Raw genomic sequence first — 16171 nt, forward strand, 5'->3', positions numbered from 1 at the left:
ATCTGGCTCATCTGGGGCGAAGATGCTGTAACGTGCGGATCAGTATGGGCTTGTCGATCAGTTTCGTTGCAAAAAACATGATCACCATGACCAGTGTCCCGACGACAAGATGCACGATCAGGAAGGCCGCATCGCGCAGCAGATAGGCCGCAAGGCCCCCGGCGGCGCCGCTCAGAATGCCGCGCAGCAGCCATTGGCCGCGCAGCAGAAATCCATTCTTTGATATGATCACCCATCCCATGCCGATGCTGAACAGAATGAGGCTGTTTACCGCGGCCGCACCCACGGCGCCGAACCGGGGCACTGCGACGAAAAAGGCGGGTATCGAGATCATAAGCATTCCCGCGGAAACATAAAGCGGGCGCATGGTGTTGTTCTTTGCGATCATTTCAGCCGAGATCAGATCAATCGACAAAGCGCCCACCGCGCCCAGCAACAACAGGCTCAGCAGGATCGCCCCGTCGCCAAATGCCGCCCCGAAAACCACGGTCATGAAGGCATTCGTGCATCCCATCGCCAGAAGGCTGCAGCCACAAAGAACCGATATCAAGCGCCACGCCCCTTCGACAAGGTCACTTTCCTGCGCCCCGTTCGCGTCCTTATGGGCGTGCGCCAGCGCGGACAGGATGCCCGGGTTAAAGACCGGTGCCGCCGCCATCGGCATCAACGCCAGCATTTTGGCCGCCGAATACAGGCTGATCATCGGATTGGTCGCGCCCAGAGCGGTCAGCATCAGCAGGTCGATCCCACTCATGATCCTGCGGCACAGCCCGTTGAGAAACGTGGGTCCAACGATGCTGCGATTGTGCCGGGTGAGCAGATCATAGGGTTGCCGCAAGGGAATGGGCAATGTCAGCCTGCACCAGGCGATCTCTGCAAGACGCGCGCCGGCAATCGCCCACATCACGGTTTCAATGCCAAACCCAAGCTCGACGAGAAGGATGATAAGGATCATCCGGCATATGTGGAAAACGCCTGCCGCAAGGCCGGACCAGGTAAAGGTACCGGTTGCGATCAGCGCGTCCCTATGGGTGCGCGCAACGGTTAACAACAGGATTTCCGCGGACCCGATCCGCAGCCCCGTCACGATATCCGGCTGCTTGAGGATGCCTGCGATCAGCGGGGCGGCCAGGATAAACCCCACCATGCCGACGAAGCCGATAACGAGGCTTGCACGCAAAATGGCGCTTGCCGCCGCCTTCGGATCATCCGCGTCCGCCATGATTTTGACACCGGCCCGCATACCAAAGACGCTGGCCGCGATGAAGGACACCGGTCCGACGGCTGCCATGACGACCCCGATCAAGCCGTAAAGCTCCAATCCGAGGTTTCGGGTCAGGAATGCCGCGCTGATCAGACCTGCCGGCAGCGCCAGCGCCTCTGCCAGCGTTCCAAAAATGGTGCCCCGTCCCAGCGTGTCCCTTTTCCCCTGACGGCTCATGCAGCACGGCCTCGCCGATCAGCGCTCAGGCGTGGGGACGTGGCGCGCCGGTGCCGGACGGGGCGGGCAGGGGGCCACGGGAACCGAAAAAGCGTCATCCGCTTGTGCATGTTTGGAGGAAACCCATTGAGCGCATGCAACGCATTGGAAGAAATGGCATTGCTCTTAACGTCATGTGGCGCGTGTGAGGCACCCCATACCCCGGCACCCGAGGGCGCGCGCTTCCGGTGCCTGTGCGCCTGCGGCGGTGAAAAGGGAGCATCCTGAAAAGCCTTCACTGTTTGGTGGACGTTAGGATCTGGTCCAAGTCATCTTCAAAGTACAATTGTCACGGGTTCAGCGCCCTGGACGTCATGGCGCCTTACGCATCCTGTCGTCAGCGCAACAGACCCTCAACATCCATCGTATGCGATTGCCAGCGGCAAAAAAATGCCCAATCGATGTCGAACAAATGTCGCCGGGTGGTATGTATTTTCTGTATCAACCTGTTCAAGATGATCAAAATGCGGCTAATTTCAATCGAATAGACCTTTCCAGATTCCAATTTCATTAGACTGATAAACAGCAGGACATCCAAATGGCACGACTATACGGCAGCCGGAAAAAAATACTTGTAACCGGCGGCGCAGGCTTTCTGGGCTCTCATCTGATCGACCGGCTGATCGAGCAGGGGCATGAAATCCTGTGTGTCGACAATCTGTTCACCGGCACCAAGGCCAATATCGATCACCTGAACGGTCACCCCCGGTTTGAGTTCATGCGCCATGATGTAACCTTTCCGCTCTACGTCGAGGTCGATGAGATTTACAACCTCGCCTGCCCGGCATCGCCGATCCATTATCAGCACGACCCGGTGCAGACGATCAAGACGAGCGTTGTCGGTGCGATCAACATGCTGGGCCTCGCCAAGCGGTTGAAATGTCGCATCTTTCAGGCGTCAACCAGCGAGGTCTACGGCGACCCGATTGTGCACCCTCAGGTCGAAGGGTACTGGGGCAATGTGAATCCCATCGGCATCCGCTCCTGCTATGACGAAGGCAAACGCGCGGCAGAAACCCTGTTCATGGATTACTTCCGCCAGCATCAGCTGGAAATCAAGATCGCGCGGATCTTCAACACCTATGGCCCCAGGATGCACCTGTCTGACGGGCGCGTGGTGTCCAACTTTATCGTGCAGGCGCTCAAAGGCACACCGATCACGATTTTCGGCGAGGGCCAGCAGACCCGATCCTTCTGTTATGTCGACGATCTGGTAGATGGGTTTATTCGGCTGATGGAGAGCGATTCCGACATCACCGGGCCGGTCAATCTTGGCAATCCCGGCGAATTTTCGATCCGCGAACTGGCAGAGGAGGTTCTCAGACTGACCGGCAGCCAGTCAGAGATCGTGTTCAAGCCAACGCCCGAGGACGACCCGATGCAGCGAAAACCTGATATCTCGAAAGCCAAGGACCTGTTGGGCTGGTCGCCCAAAATCAAGCTGGATGCCGGATTGCGCCGGACCGTGGCCTACTTCCAGAAAGAGCTTGCGGAGCAACATGCGATCTGACGCCGGAATGTCGGCGGGATGCGCCTTCGTCGGTGTTTCAGGCCGCGGTCACGGGCTTGGCCTTCGTTGTCAGAATATCGGCCACGCAGGCGCAAGACGGTTTGGTGCACTGGATGGCCTGCGTCGGCAGGGCAATTTCACCCCCAAGCTGGCCAATCCGCCCGCCAACGCCGCAAACCGCGCGCAACACTTCGCCTGAGCCTTTGATGCGCAGGGATTCCAGCCCAATGTTACATTGGTAGCCTTGCCAGCGGTTGATGTCCTGCAGGATGAAGTCGTTCGCGCGTAACGTATCGCATGCCCCGGTTGCGGTGGTCGCCTGCATCGTCGAGCGGGGCGTGATGCCATCGGACCGGACCGAGGAAGGAACCCCTTTCCCCAGGATGCGCAGTTGCGCGTCCGAATAGTCGTAAAGCTCGGATTCAAACCCGACCCGCAGCGGTTTCAAGGTAATCGTCGCCTTGGGCAAGGCCGCGCGCAACGCCCTGGCTTCGTCGTAGGTACGCTCGAACCGCTCCGGGTGCATTGTTACGTTAATGTGGACATTCATCTGCTCGACCAGCAATTGTCCCACGTCGATGAAATGATCCAGCGTCGCGAATTCATTGTGATAGGTCAGGATGACACTATCGAGATAGTCCCTGATTTTATGCCAGAAACGAACAGTCCGAGAGGCATTGCTGATCAGGCTGACCCGGAACCCCAGCGCCGATGCCTCTTTGAGCAGGTCGATGATCCGCGGATGCATGGTGGGTTCACCGCCGGTAAACTGAAGCCACACCAGCTTGTTCCGCTCCTGCGCGTAATGGCTTTTCATCTGGTGGTAGAGGGTGAGCACATCTTCCGTCTTCTGCCAGCGAATTGTGCCGTCGTGCAGGGCCTTTGGACAGTAGCTGCAAGCGTAGCTGCATGCATTCCCAAGCATCCAGTCCACCAGAACGGTACGCGCATGCTGCGGGTTGCTGTGATCAATCCGCGTATAGGGTTCCGTGGTGTGCTGGACGCCGTCCATCGTGATTTTCCGATCATAAAAGCCGCGCGCCACCGGGAATACCACCCGGAACCTCCGCGTCATGCGACAGCCTACATGGGCGCGACAAGCCGGCCAAGCCCTATCGGAATCTGCCCGCAGCGTGCGCTGACAAACGCCCGATCCGGCTTTGCAAAACCGACGATTTTATATAAAACTAACCTAAATTTCGAAAGATTCGTTTGATCACCAGTTTGGAAAGCAACCCGGAAGGGCTGTGGGAATGTCGGAATTGACCGAGCAAGACAAAACCGAAGAACCGAAGAACAGACAAGGTGCCCCCACAGCGGCAGAGCGGGCCACTTTGCAATCGGACTTGGAGGAAAGGCTTGCCGCCGCGCGGATCGAACGCGAAAAAGTATTGGCCGCAAAAGGCAAGTCAGACAAGAAACCAATCGTGAAACGCCCCCGGTTTATGGATGGCGAAGACGGATTTGGTGCGCCCGTCTATCAGAAGGGGGCAGGCACGCCGCAGCAGCCGCCCGAGAGCGTCACACCGGATGTCGCCGGGGCACGTAAATCCGCCCGCTTTGCCTTGCTCGCACCTCAGGGCAACGGGTCTCAGGCCAGAACAGCGGTTCCCCAGAAATCGGGGCTTTCACTGTCGCGGGTTGCTGCGATTGGCTTTGCCTGTTTTTTCGGATTGGGATTCGGCATGGTGCTGAGCCTTGGCGCGGTCATGGGGCTGGGTTGGGTGACGCTGTCGGATGTGGCCGACCGTATCGGCAACCCCGGGCAACGCCTTCTGTCGCAGCAGGCGCCCGATGTGGCTGATCAGATCGACCTGACGTTGGCAGCGGCGCTGCCCGCCACTGCAGCCCTGTCGATGGCGCAACTGGCGCATAGGCAGACACTCCCGACGCCTCCTGCGCTGCCCTTGCTGGCCGCTGCGCCGGTGCCGGACACGGCGCCAGGCGCGGTGCTGTCACCCGGCCCGCGGCTCAACACGATCGGCAAGGCGGTGACGGCGGCCCTTCAACCGGATGCCTCCATTGCGCCGATCACGGTGTCATTTGAAAACCCCACGCGCGGCCTGATCACGCCGATGCTGAGCGTGAGTCAGAGCGATGATCTGGATTCTCTGCCGGTGATCTTTGAGCTCAGCCCGGTTCATCTGCTCAGTTCGCTGGGCGATCTGACCTCCCCGGACCCCGACAAATCGAGAGTGACCGCAGTCTCCGCCACCGACGGTCAGCCCACCCGGATGACGATACCGGCGCTTTTCAGAAGCGCGGCGGGACACCGTCCGTCTGAGGTAGAAAACGACCCGGTGATCGTGCCGTTGTTCTCGGCAGTGATCGAGGGCTGGGCCGCGGTTGATGTCAGCGCACCATCGACCGCGCTACGCCTCGCAGCGATCGAACCGTCGCCCGACGCCCTCCCGCCTGTATCGCTGCTGGCGCGCCCGGCCACGGCAAACCCGTTGCCAGCGATAAGCGGGCCAGTGCTGCGTGTCCCCGATCTGGCGAGCAAGCTGGGCTTCTCAGGAGACAAAGCCAAGAGCATCGCGCTTGTCACCTATGCCCCCAGCAGCGTCACGAACACCGAACTGGCAGAACGCCTCAAGGTGCTGGAAACCACCGGATTTCCACTCGCCTCGACCAATCGTGTGAATTTCAAGGTGTCGAAGACCCATGTCCGGTACTACACCCGCGCGGATGAAACCGTCGCACGTGCAGTCGCTGCCGAAGTCGGCGGCAAGGCGCGGGATTTTACCCGCGAAAGAATTTCGTCTCCTTCGGGACGTATCGAAATCTGGCTGGCCGGAACGCGCACAGGTGTCGCCAAGCAGAAACGCACGTCACAATCTGTTTCTCAGCGCCGCGCCAATCTGAAAGCGGAGCTGAAAAACCGATTGATCAACAGCTTGCGGCGGGGCGAGCACCTCGGATCGGCCCAGCCGTAGTCTCGTTTGATCTGCGGTGGCCGTTTATGCTACTATCGCTATGCCGCAGGGGGAGCGGTTTTCATGACACGACAATTTATTGTTTTTCTGTTTTGGGTCGGAAATAATTGTGGCGGGTAACAAGCTAATCGCGATCGTGACGGTGCTCATTCTGGTGGGCTCAACCGGCAATGCACAGGACAATGTCACAATCGATGAGTTGCGGGCCATCGAAAGCCTGATCGACGGCAAGGATTGGCGGGGATTGTACAGCTATGTTCAGGCCAACCCCAAGCTGACGGCCGGGAATGACCCGCTGGCAGTTGAACTTCGAACTTTTGTCGACGATGCGAAACGCGGTGCCCTGACTACCTTCAATGCTGCGCCCGGCCAGACCGCGCCGCGTTCTGTCCCTGATCCTGTCATTTACTGAGACAACAGGGATACCCCCCGTGAGCATGTACCCGACCGTCGCATATGTTCTTGACCCGCGGTTTCGCGGCGGGACCTCATCAGCCGTGGCGGCTGAACTGGATCTGGTCAGCGGTCTCGCCCGGGTCGAGGTGCACGCGCTGTCGACCGCCATGTTTTCCGGTCGGTCCGTCGCCCCGCAACTTGGTGACGCTTTGGCGCGGCTGACCCTGCCGCTGATCTGGGATGCGCGCGAAATTGCGGCCGATATCGTGATTTTTCACAACCCGTCGTGTCTGAAGTTTCAGGACACGCTCGCCACCAGAATAGTTGCCAACAAACTCATTGTCGTCACCCATGAAAATTTCCTGCGTCCCGGGGGTGCCGAGGGATTTGACGTCGCAAAATGCCTTGAACTCATCGGCGACAGCTCCACCGTTCTGCAACGCGCAATTGCCCCCATTTCACCATGGAACCGCCAAACCGTCGACAGCTGGGTATCAACGCAGTCTCCGAAACATGACTGGGCCGTGCAGCCGTGGGATTGGTTCAACATCTGTTCCTTCGAGATGCAAGCCCCCACGCCCCATCCTGCGGACCGGCGTGGCCGACATTCCCGGCCGGGTTTCGAAAAATTTCCGCAACAGGACGTGATGGATCTGTGTTTCCCGGAAGCAGCCGAGCAAAATGTGATCCTTGGCGCAGACAGTTACCTGCGCGATGGCTCGGCCCCCGCGCATTGGACCCTGTATCCTTTTGGCGGCCTATCCGTCTCGCAGTATTTCGAGCAGATTGATTTCTGTGTCTACTACACGGCCCCAACCTGGCGCGAGAGTTTCGGGCGTGTTCTCGCCGAAGCCATTGCGGCGGGCAAAATCGCGATCAGCGATCCACAAACGGCGCAGACATTCGATGGTGCGGTCATCGGTGCCGCCCCCTCCGAGGTGAATGACATCGTGCGCCGCTATATCTCCGACCCGGTCCGCTATCAAAGGGACGTTGTGTCCGGACAAGGCAAGCTGGGAAAATTCTCTTCGACGGCCTTCGAAGCGACATTCAACACACTCCTGGGCCAGATGCCCGGAGGCCCCAGATGATCTTGCTGTGCAGCGGCCAGATCTCCTCAAGGCACTTTGATGCGCTGCTCCTTTTTGCCGCGCAACTGGAGAGTGGTGGTCATTCCGTCGCCATAGACGCCCGGTTCATGCCCGAGGAGACCATCAAGCAGCAGAAATACGAGATGGCGCCTTTCCTTGCCGACGCGGGGGACATCAACGCGGAGACCATCCTCGTTATCGGTGCGGAGGCGATGTCGGATGACGCTCAGATCCTGCTTCGCGGCGTCAACGCTCGGGCCGATGTTCCGGTCTGGGCCATCGGGCATTACGCCACACATCAGGATGAGATCAACGCCCGCAACAAGATTGCCTTTGCCATGGGTCGCGAGCCTGAACTGTTGAACCTCAGCAAGGCCAGCAAACCACTTCTTCTGGAAGGTCTGGTCGCCCCGCTTGCGACACGTATTGCCCCCCACCCTGAGCAGAGCGACGGCAAAGGGTGCAAGCTTCTGGTCTACATGCCCTTTGAGATGCTGGAAGAAGACGATGCGCTGACAGGTCTGGCGATCACCAACTATAGCCCCAATGTCGAATTACACGTGCTGACCAATGCCAAGGGCAAGGACCTGATCCGACGGTCAAAACATGCGGCCCTGTCGGTCTTCGGCTATGGTGAGCTGCCACCCGATAACCTCCTGAATTACTTTGATGTTGCAGCTTTCTTCGGCTCGAACATCCCCGGCGAGCGCATGGCCGCGCTGGCATTGCTGGCCATGGGAAGCGGGAAGGTGGTCATCGATTGCACCACGACTGCAGGCTTTGCCGAAACGGGCGCTCCGGTGGTCCGGGGCCCGGACCGGATTGAGGCCTTATCCGGATACCTGCACGATGTCGTCATGCACAGCCGTGTCGAAATCGGCCGGCGTTCGCTGCAAAGCAGTTGGTTGAAACAGTTTGACGCGGCGGCGCTGGAACGGGAGGTACAGCTGACGCACCTCCCGCGGGTGCAGCCGGACCCGGTGCCGCAAACTGTCTTCTTTCCCACGAATGGCAATGGGCTGGGACACGCGCAAAGATGCGCATTGATCGCCGATGCGATGCAGGACGAAACACCGCGGCGGTTCGCGGCATTCCCCAGTTGCATCGACATGTTGGAAAACCGCGGCTTCGGGTGCGTGCCGATGGTGCCGCGGTCAGATGATCATGGCGATGCATTCGCGGCGGATCTTGTGAACTACATCCGGCTGCGCCAGTTGCTCAGACCCGGGGACCGGGTGGTGTTCGACGGCGGCTATGTGTTCGATTCCATCTACCGCACGGTGTCCGCTCTCAAGCTGTCGGCCACATGGATCAGGCGCGGATTGTGGCGGCCCGGTCAGATCAACCCGACAGCGCTGGAGAGAGAGCGGGCATTTTCACAAGTGATCGTTCCACAGGAAGCCTTTGCCGAGTTGAACAGCGACTATTCGACCGGACATCACATCGACAAGGTCGGCCCCATCGTGCGACAGGGGAAACTGTCCGCCAAAGAGGTGCAAAGCCTGCGGGACCGCCTGAGTATTCAGTTCGATCAGGAAATCGACACGCTGGTCGTCACGATGCTGGGCGGCGGTGTCGCCTCCGAGCGCACGGCGCAGACGCAGATGCTGTGTTCGCTGCTTGAGCAACGGACAAATTGCCTTCATCTGATTGTGGCATGGCCCAACGCGGTCGTGGCGCCGGGGTTGGCGGGATGGCGAAACAGTCACGTCGTTTATACGACCCGCACACTCGCCCTGTGTCAGGCCGCCGACCTGACGGTATCCGCGGTCGGATATAACTCTTTCCATGAAATTCTATACGCGCAGGTACCGTCCATTCTGATCCCACAATCCGCACCGTTTCTGGACGATCAGGAAAGACGGGCGCGCGCCGCGGCAGAGCGCAATCTGGCGGCGCTGGTGCTGGAGACCGAGTTACTCGCACTTGAGCGCGAGGTTTCGGCCTTTCTGGACGGCGCAAAGGCCGATGAGATACGCAAGGCACTCGCGGCTGAATGCTTGCCAGACACCGGCAACGTGGCGGCGGCCAGGCTGATAGAGCAGGGGGGATAACCATGTCATCAGACCCGAAATACCTGTCTCTTCTGGCCGATCTCGCAACGCAAGATCCGCTGGATCTTGATCCCCTGATCTTTGATGTTCCGCAGCGCGCCCCGGCATCCGATTTCAAGGCACCGGCCTTGCCACCGTCAACCGCCCTGTGGAAAACCTCGGAGGATGGTGCCTCCCACATCGGGTTGCGCCTCACCCGCCGGCTGGAAAATCCAAGCTTTCTGGCCGCAAGACTGGCAGCCATCGCGGTGGAGCGGCAGATCATCCCGGTTTTCCTGAGCCATATCGGGGTCAGTGGCATGCAAAGGTTCGGGTTCCGGGTGGAACAGATGTCCGGGACGACTGATGCAGAACGCGCAGCCTGCGAGGATCAGCTCAGGCGTTTCTGGAACATGGCGATGATCATCGACGCCGCCGACATTGAAAAACTGGGATAAGGGTCCCTGTCATCCTTACGGCGGAAGGCCGGTCGCTTGTAACCCGGCCTCCCATTCGGGCTGGTGGCCCGCGGGGCGCTGGCGGCGCGGGTCATTTGCCGCCAGAAATCCGGAATCGGTTGCAGGATGAGTGGCCAAAGTGCCTAAAAATTTACGCACTCGGACACAAAAAATGCGACCCAGGGGGCCGCATCCTGCAAAAAATCGCTTGTCGCGCCGGTATCAGCGACCCCAGGTCCGCACGACGCCACAATCCATGTGGACGAAGTTCGAGCGCGAGTATTTACCAACTCCGCCGCCCTTGCAGGCTTGTGCCGCACGCGCAATCTGACCGACCGAGCGGGCAGACAGGCGCAGGTCGGCTGCCTGACCTTTCATATGTAGCGAATTCTTTGCCACCGCGCGGCTGCGGGAACGCAACATCGCGTTGGTCTGGGGGCTGCGATAGCCCGACAGCAGCATATAGGGTTCGTTCACATCCAGCAGGTTGTGCGCCGCCGACATGATGTCGATGGTGCGCAGATCCATGGACGTGACCCCATCAGTGCGCCAGTCGCGCATGAAGTGGTTGATTTCCTTGACTGATTCCTTGATGTACTTGCCTTCGACCCAATAGATCATGTCGATGCGTTCGCCGGTGCGACCGGAATACATTCGGATGCGTCGGATATCGCCACCGCCGCGCAGAAATCCTGCGGCTTTGGCGAAAGTTGGTGCTGCTGTGAGTGTCGTCGCTGCAAATGCGCCAAGTAGCGCACGCCGGGTCATACCCGTTGAGCTGTCGATCGTCATGTGGTCATTGCCCCGTATTCTGCCTTTACCCGTGATGTTACACGAGGGTGTCATCTCTTCCCCAGATGCAACATTGGTATGTCATAGCCCCGATTGTTAACCAAGTCCTGAAAGTCAGACCGACTGTTTTTGCGCAATTTTAGGCAAAATCCCGCCAATACTGTGCAACCTGTTTAAACTTCCCCCGGGCCGATGCGCGCTTGCATCACGTTCATTTTTCCTTGACCGCTTTCCGAATTGTTATTGGACAAGCGGCAGGGGGATCGTCAGAAAAGTAGAGCTTTTTGGTTTTATAATCTGTGTGGGGAAACCTATGTCATCCTTGGTATTGCGCAATCGCAGCTTTTTCGCCGTTCTGGCGAGCTTTGTTTTCGTTGTTTCGACCTTTCTGATCCCCGCGCCCGCGCTCGCGCAGGGCACGGCGTTCAAACAGGCCGTCGCCGAAGCGGCTGCGCGCGACAAGGACATCGCGGCCTTTTACCAGGCCAATGGGTACGAAGGCATCTGGACAGGCAAGGGGCGTGACAGGAACCGTCGCGCAGCCCTGGTCCAGGCGCTGAAGGCGGCCGGAAATCACGGGCTGCCATCCGCGCGATACGACGTCGACGGGTTGCAGGCCAAGATGAAAGCGGCCCGGACACAGCGTGATCTGGGCCTGCTTGAGGTGGAGATCAGCCGGGTGTTTCTGCAATATGCGCGTGACATCCAGACCGGCGTTCTGATCCCGGGCCGTGTCGACCGGGCGATTGTGCGCAAGGTCCCGTATCGGGACCGTACCTCCTACCTGACGAATTTCGAGAAATCCTCGCCCAAGGGATTCTTTCGCGCCCTTGCCCCCAGGACCACCGAATACACCGCGCTGATGAAGGAAAAGCTGCGCCTGGAGAAGCTCCTTGCCCAGGGCGGATGGGGGCAGACAGTGCCGTCAAAGACGCTCAAACCGGGTGCCTCGGGCGCTGCCGTCGTGGCCCTGCGGGACCGTCTGGTGCGCATGGGATACCTCAAGCGCAACGCGGGCAAGACCTATGATGCGAATATGACCAAGGCCGTTCAGCAGTTCCAGCGCGCGCACGGGCTGGCACAGGATGGCGTCGCGGGCCCCGGCACGATGACAGAGATCAATACCTCGGTGCAGACCCGCCTCCAGTCAGTGATCGTGGCGATGGAGCGCGAGCGCTGGTTGAACCAGGACCGCGGGCGCCGCCACGTGGAAGTGAACCTCGCCGATTTCACCGCCAAGATTATCGACAACGGCAAGGTGACCTTCGAGACGCGCTCGGTCATCGGTCACCGGGAGCGGGACCGCCAGTCGCCGGAGTTTTCGGACGTGATGGAATTCATGGTGATCAACCCCAGCTGGTACGTGCCGCGCTCCATCGTCACCAAGGAATATCTGCCCGAATTGCAGAAAGACCCCAATGCAGTGAACCACATCGAAATCACCGACAGTCAGGGGCGGCGGGTTGACCGTTCGGTGGTGGATTTCACGCAATTCACCGAACGCACGTTCCCTTTTGCAATGCGGCAGCCGCCGAGCCGGGGCAACGCGCTGGGTCTGGTGAAGTTCATGTTCCCCAACCCGCATAACATCTATCTGCACGACACGCCGGCCAAGAATCTTTTTGGGCGAGAAATTCGTGCCTACAGCCACGGCTGCATCCGTCTGGCCGACCCCTTCGATTTTGCCTATGCGCTGCTGTCCAAACAGACCAATGACCCGAAAGGCCTGTTTCAGGCCAAACTGGCAACCGGCACGGAACAGCAGGTCAACCTCAAGCAACCGGTTCCTGTCCATATCATCTACCGCACCGCGTTTGTGGATGGCAAAGGCCGCACCCAGTTCCGCCGTGACATCTATGGCCGCGACGCGAAGATCTGGAAGGCACTGGCCAAGGCAGGGGTAGCAATGCGCGCCGTTCAGGGTTAAATCAGCCCCCTGATCATTCAGGGGGCGTGCATCATGACTTCACCGGCTGGCTTCAGCGTCAAGGAAATTGCCACGGCACTTGAGGCCGATGCTTTCGGGGATACCTCTCTGCGCGTTCTGCGCGCGGCAGAACCCAAAAATGCCGGCCCCGACGACATCGCCATGGCGACGAGCAAGTCCTACGCCGACACTTTGGCAGAGGGCGACGCGCGGGTCGCAATGCTGTGGCAGGGTGCGGATTGGGAAGCCTTCGGGCTCAAGGCAGCGATCATTCCGAAACGTCCACGCTATGCGATGTCCGGCATCACCAGGCTGATGGACCCCGGTCAGGGATTTGAGCCCGGCATCCATCCGACGGCGGTGATCGATCCTACCGCCGACCTGGGCGATGACGTGAGCGTCGGGCCTTTCACAGTGATCGGCGCGGGCGCGCGGATCGGCGCACGGTCAGTTATCGGCCCGCAATGCTTCATCGGCTGGAATGCTCGCATCGGCGAAGACGCGTTTCTGCGCGAAGGTGTCGGGATCGGCGCGCGGGTGCGCATCGGGGCGCGCTTCATTGCACAGCCAGGGGCACGGATCGGCGGCGATGGCTTCTCCTTCGTGACCCCTGATACATCCGCCGTGGAGAAAACCCGCAGCACGCTCGGCGAAACGCAGGACACCACCGGGCAATCCTGGACGCGTATTCACTCGCTGGGCGCCGTCACGTTGGGCGATGACATCGAGATCGGCATGAACTCGGTCATTGATTGCGGCACGATCCGCGACACGGTTGTGGGTGACCGGACAAAAATCGACAACCTTGTGCACATTGGCCACAATTGCGTCATCGGCACTGATTGCCTGTTATGCGGCTGTGTTGGGGTCGCAGGCTCCGTCGATGTGGGCAATTTCGTCATCCTGGGCGGTCAGGTTGGTGTCAGCGACAATCTCTTTATCGGTGACGGCGTGATCGCGGGCGGCGGCAGCAAGATCCTGTCGAATGTTCCGGCGGGGCGTTCCATCCTCGGCTACCCGGCCATCAAAATGGACACGCATGTCGAGACCTACAAGATACTGCGTCGCCTGCCGCGGCTGGTCCGCGACATTGCTGCCTTGCAGAAAGCGGTTTTCAAATCGGACGCGAACGACTAAATCCCAAGCAGGCAGCGTGAAAGGAACAGACGCGTGAGCATCAAGGATAAGGTCATCGCGATCATTGCGGATCAAGCTGTGCTGGAACCTTCCGATGTCCGTATGGACAGCACGCTCGAAGATCTTGGGATCGACAGTCTGGGGCTGGTGGAAAGCATTTTTGCCATTGAGGAAGAATTCGACATCAACGTGCCGTTCAACGCGAATGATCCACAGGCATCGGACTTTGACATCTCCAGCGTATCGTCCATCATCGCCGGTATCGAGCAGTTGAAAAAAGAGCAGAGCTAGACCCCCATGAAACGCGTGGTCATCACTGGCGCCGGCACGATCAACGCGCTGGGGCATGACGTGGCATCGACCTTGTCAGCCATGGCGGAGGGCACCTGCGGTATCGGCGCATTGGATTTGCGTGACGTCGAGAGGCTGTCCATTCAGATCGGCGGTCAGGTACGCGGCTTCGAGGCCGAAGGACGCTACAACCGTCAGCAGATGTCGCTCTATGATCGCTTCACCCAGTTCACCCTGGCCGCCGCAAAAGAGGCCATAGACCAATCCGGCCTCATTTTCAGCGGCGAGCTGGCGGCGAAATCAGGTGTCGTTCTGGGCACCGCGGGCGGCGGGGTCAGCACCTGGGATGACAACTACCGCTCGGTGTACGAGGACGGAAAAAACCGCGTGCATCCCTTTGTCGTCCCCAAGCTGATGAACAATGCGGCGGCCTCGCATGTGAGCATGGAATACAACCTGAAGGGGCCTTCCTTCACGGTATCCACCGCCTGCGCCTCCTCCAACCACGCGATGGCACAGGCCTTCAGCATGGTCCGCTCGGGCATGGCGCCCGCGATGGTGACCGGCGGGTCAGAAAGCATGCTGTGCTTTGGGGGCGTGAAAGCCTGGGAAGGGTTGCGCGTGATGAGCCGCGACGCCTGCAGACCGTTCTCCGCCAATCGCAATGGCATGGTGCAGGGGGAAGGCGCGGGCGTGTTTGTCTTCGAAGAATACGCCCATGCAAAGGCGCGCGGCGCGGATATCCTGTGCGAGGTGTCGGGGTTCGCCATGTCGTCGGACGCCAGCGACATCGTGATGCCGTCGAAAAGCGGCGCGGCGCGCGCGATGGCCGGGGCGCTCAGCGACGCGCGGATCAACCGCGAAGACGTCGGCTATATCAATGCGCACGGTACCGGGACCGCGGCCAATGACAAAACCGAATGTGCTGCGGTAGCGGATGTCTTTGGCCCGCATGCGGACAGGCTGATGATCAGTTCGACCAAATCCATGCATGGGCATCTCATTGGCGGCACGGGGGCTGTGGAACTGCTCGCCTGCATCATGGCATTGCGTGAGGGCGTCATTGCCCCGACCATCGGATACGAGGAACCGGATCCGGAGTGTGCGCTGGACGTGGTGCCAAACGAGGCGCGGCAAGCGAAGGTCACAGTGGCGATTTCAAATGCCTTTGCCTTCGGTGGCATGAACGCCGTCCTCGCCCTGCGCGCCATCTGACAAAAAAGGGCCGCCCCGGATGGCGCGGCCTGTTTTCTGGAGCCGATCATTCCGTCATTGGCGAATGACGGAAACCTTTTCATATCCGGCCGTGAACCCCTTGAGCGACAGGGTCACATCCACTTTCTGATCCGGTGCCAGGATCGGCACGATCGTCAGAGTCGCCGTCACACCCTTCTTGAAACTGTCGACATCCGCCTCGGTCAGCCCGATCCGGGCATAACATCCAATGGAGTTGCAAAAGGCGAAAGGGTATCGCTTTGACTGTTTGTCATCGATCTTGACCGAGAGCTGCTCGCCCAGCGATGTCTCCAGCGGCACGATGATCGTGGCCCCGGCCTTTGCCTGGCCACCTTCCGGCAGGCGGAACAGGGTGAATTCCGAAATCGGCGTGCCTTCGCCATCGGCGAGCAGCTGATACATCTGGCAGGGGTCATCCCCATCTTCGGTCTTGATGCATCGCAGGCTCCAGTCGCCGAATTCCTCGCTCACGTAGGTTTCGCCGACCTTGGGTCCCTCCGGTTCGACTTCGCCAAGGCTCAGTTCGCTTTCGATCGCGGGCTTTTCGGGGGTCTCTTCCTCGGTTGTATCCGTCTGGGCAAACGCGGTGGCGGACACAAAAGCGAAAGGCAGCGCCAACACCAGATTGCGCATCAATGATAAAGTAAGCTTGGGCATGATTGCTCCGTTTTCATGGCTTTTGGGCGGTGTATCATGCCGACATGGGAGTGTCAGTCCCGAGAAGATCAAATCGCCCGCTGCGCACGACTTTTTTTGACCATCCGGGAAAAGAAAAAGGGATGCGCTGAGCATCCCCTTCCCAATTTGTCTTCTCCCCGTCGGACTGGCCGACTTATTGCAGGGAAGCTACGAAACGTCGCACTTGGCGTCAACTAAAAACACCG

At 59.6% G+C, this 16171-nt stretch carries 14 protein-coding genes; 10 read left to right on the forward strand and 4 right to left on the reverse strand.

Annotated elements, in window-relative coordinates; translation table 11 throughout:
• Nucleotides 1–7: 7 nt before the first annotated feature.
• The gene (locus KX928_RS14080; protein ID WP_219503699.1) at nt 8–1441 is read right to left on the reverse strand and encodes a lipopolysaccharide biosynthesis protein; all 1434 of its coding nucleotides are present in this window, start codon (nt 1439–1441) and stop codon (nt 8–10) included.
• Nucleotides 1442–2018: 577 nt separating this feature from the next.
• On the opposite strand from KX928_RS14080, the gene KX928_RS14085 reads away from it, so the two are divergent.
• On the forward strand, nt 2019–2990 hold the full coding sequence (locus KX928_RS14085; protein WP_219503703.1) for a UDP-glucuronic acid decarboxylase family protein: 972 nt from the start codon (nt 2019–2021) through the stop codon (nt 2988–2990).
• A 37-nt stretch (nt 2991–3027) separates the two neighbouring features.
• On the opposite strand, the gene KX928_RS14090 is transcribed toward KX928_RS14085, so the two are convergent.
• Entirely contained in the window at nt 3028–4065 is a 1038-nt protein-coding gene (locus KX928_RS14090) for a radical SAM protein (protein ID WP_219503706.1), read from the reverse strand.
• A gap of 178 nt (nt 4066–4243) precedes the next feature.
• Between KX928_RS14090 and KX928_RS14095 the strand changes: the two genes are divergently transcribed.
• From KX928_RS14095 to KX928_RS14115, 5 genes are all read left to right on the forward strand, one after another.
• Nucleotides 4244–5926 (forward strand): hypothetical protein, encoded by a 1683-nt coding sequence (locus tag KX928_RS14095; protein ID WP_219503708.1) that lies wholly within the window; start codon nt 4244–4246, stop codon nt 5924–5926.
• A gap of 109 nt (nt 5927–6035) precedes the next feature.
• A complete protein-coding gene (locus tag KX928_RS14100) occupies nt 6036–6338 on the forward strand; it encodes a hypothetical protein (RefSeq protein ID WP_219503710.1) in 303 nt (100 codons plus the stop codon).
• 19 nt (nt 6339–6357) lie between these two features.
• On the forward strand, nt 6358–7413 hold the full coding sequence (locus KX928_RS14105) for a hypothetical protein (RefSeq protein ID WP_219503712.1): 1056 nt from the start codon (nt 6358–6360) through the stop codon (nt 7411–7413).
• Entirely contained in the window at nt 7410–9467 is a 2058-nt protein-coding gene (locus tag KX928_RS14110; protein ID WP_219503714.1) for a glycosyltransferase, read from the forward strand. The genes KX928_RS14105 and KX928_RS14110 overlap by 4 nt, the downstream gene beginning before the upstream one ends.
• 2 nt (nt 9468–9469) lie before the next feature.
• Nucleotides 9470–9904, forward strand: a complete 435-nt coding sequence (locus KX928_RS14115) for a hypothetical protein (protein ID WP_219503716.1) — start codon at nt 9470–9472, stop codon at nt 9902–9904.
• A 222-nt stretch (nt 9905–10126) separates the two neighbouring features.
• On the opposite strand, the gene mepK is transcribed toward KX928_RS14115, so the two are convergent.
• Nucleotides 10127–10696 (reverse strand): peptidoglycan L,D-endopeptidase MepK, encoded by a 570-nt coding sequence (gene mepK / locus KX928_RS14120; protein WP_219503718.1) that lies wholly within the window; start codon nt 10694–10696, stop codon nt 10127–10129.
• A gap of 313 nt (nt 10697–11009) precedes the next feature.
• On the opposite strand from mepK, the gene KX928_RS14125 reads away from it, so the two are divergent.
• Genes KX928_RS14125 through KX928_RS14140 form a run of 4 tightly spaced genes read left to right on the forward strand, consistent with a single transcriptional unit; the run spans nt 11010 to nt 15266 of the window.
• Nucleotides 11010–12623 (forward strand): L,D-transpeptidase family protein, encoded by a 1614-nt coding sequence (locus tag KX928_RS14125; protein WP_219503721.1) that lies wholly within the window; start codon nt 11010–11012, stop codon nt 12621–12623.
• Nucleotides 12624–12656: 33 nt separating this feature from the next.
• Complete coding sequence (gene lpxD / locus KX928_RS14130; protein WP_219503723.1) at nt 12657–13760, forward strand: UDP-3-O-(3-hydroxymyristoyl)glucosamine N-acyltransferase; 1104 nt, start codon at nt 12657–12659, stop codon at nt 13758–13760.
• Nucleotides 13761–14051 (forward strand): acyl carrier protein, encoded by a 291-nt coding sequence (locus KX928_RS14135; protein WP_444518280.1) that lies wholly within the window; start codon nt 13761–13763, stop codon nt 14049–14051.
• 6 nt (nt 14052–14057) lie between these two features.
• Nucleotides 14058–15266 carry a beta-ketoacyl-[acyl-carrier-protein] synthase family protein gene (locus KX928_RS14140; protein ID WP_219503729.1) on the forward strand — a complete coding sequence of 403 codons (1209 nt, stop codon included), beginning with the start codon at nt 14058–14060 and terminating at the stop codon, nt 15264–15266.
• Between the two features lie 54 nt (nt 15267–15320).
• Here the strand turns inward: KX928_RS14140 and KX928_RS14145 are convergent, their stop codons facing one another.
• Entirely contained in the window at nt 15321–15944 is a 624-nt protein-coding gene (locus KX928_RS14145) for an invasion associated locus B family protein (protein ID WP_257883765.1), read from the reverse strand.
• Nucleotides 15945–16171: the final 227 nt, after the last annotated feature.

This window comes from Roseobacter insulae, assembly GCF_019375555.1.
Taxonomy (GTDB): Bacteria; Pseudomonadota; Alphaproteobacteria; order Rhodobacterales; family Rhodobacteraceae; genus Roseobacter; species Roseobacter insulae.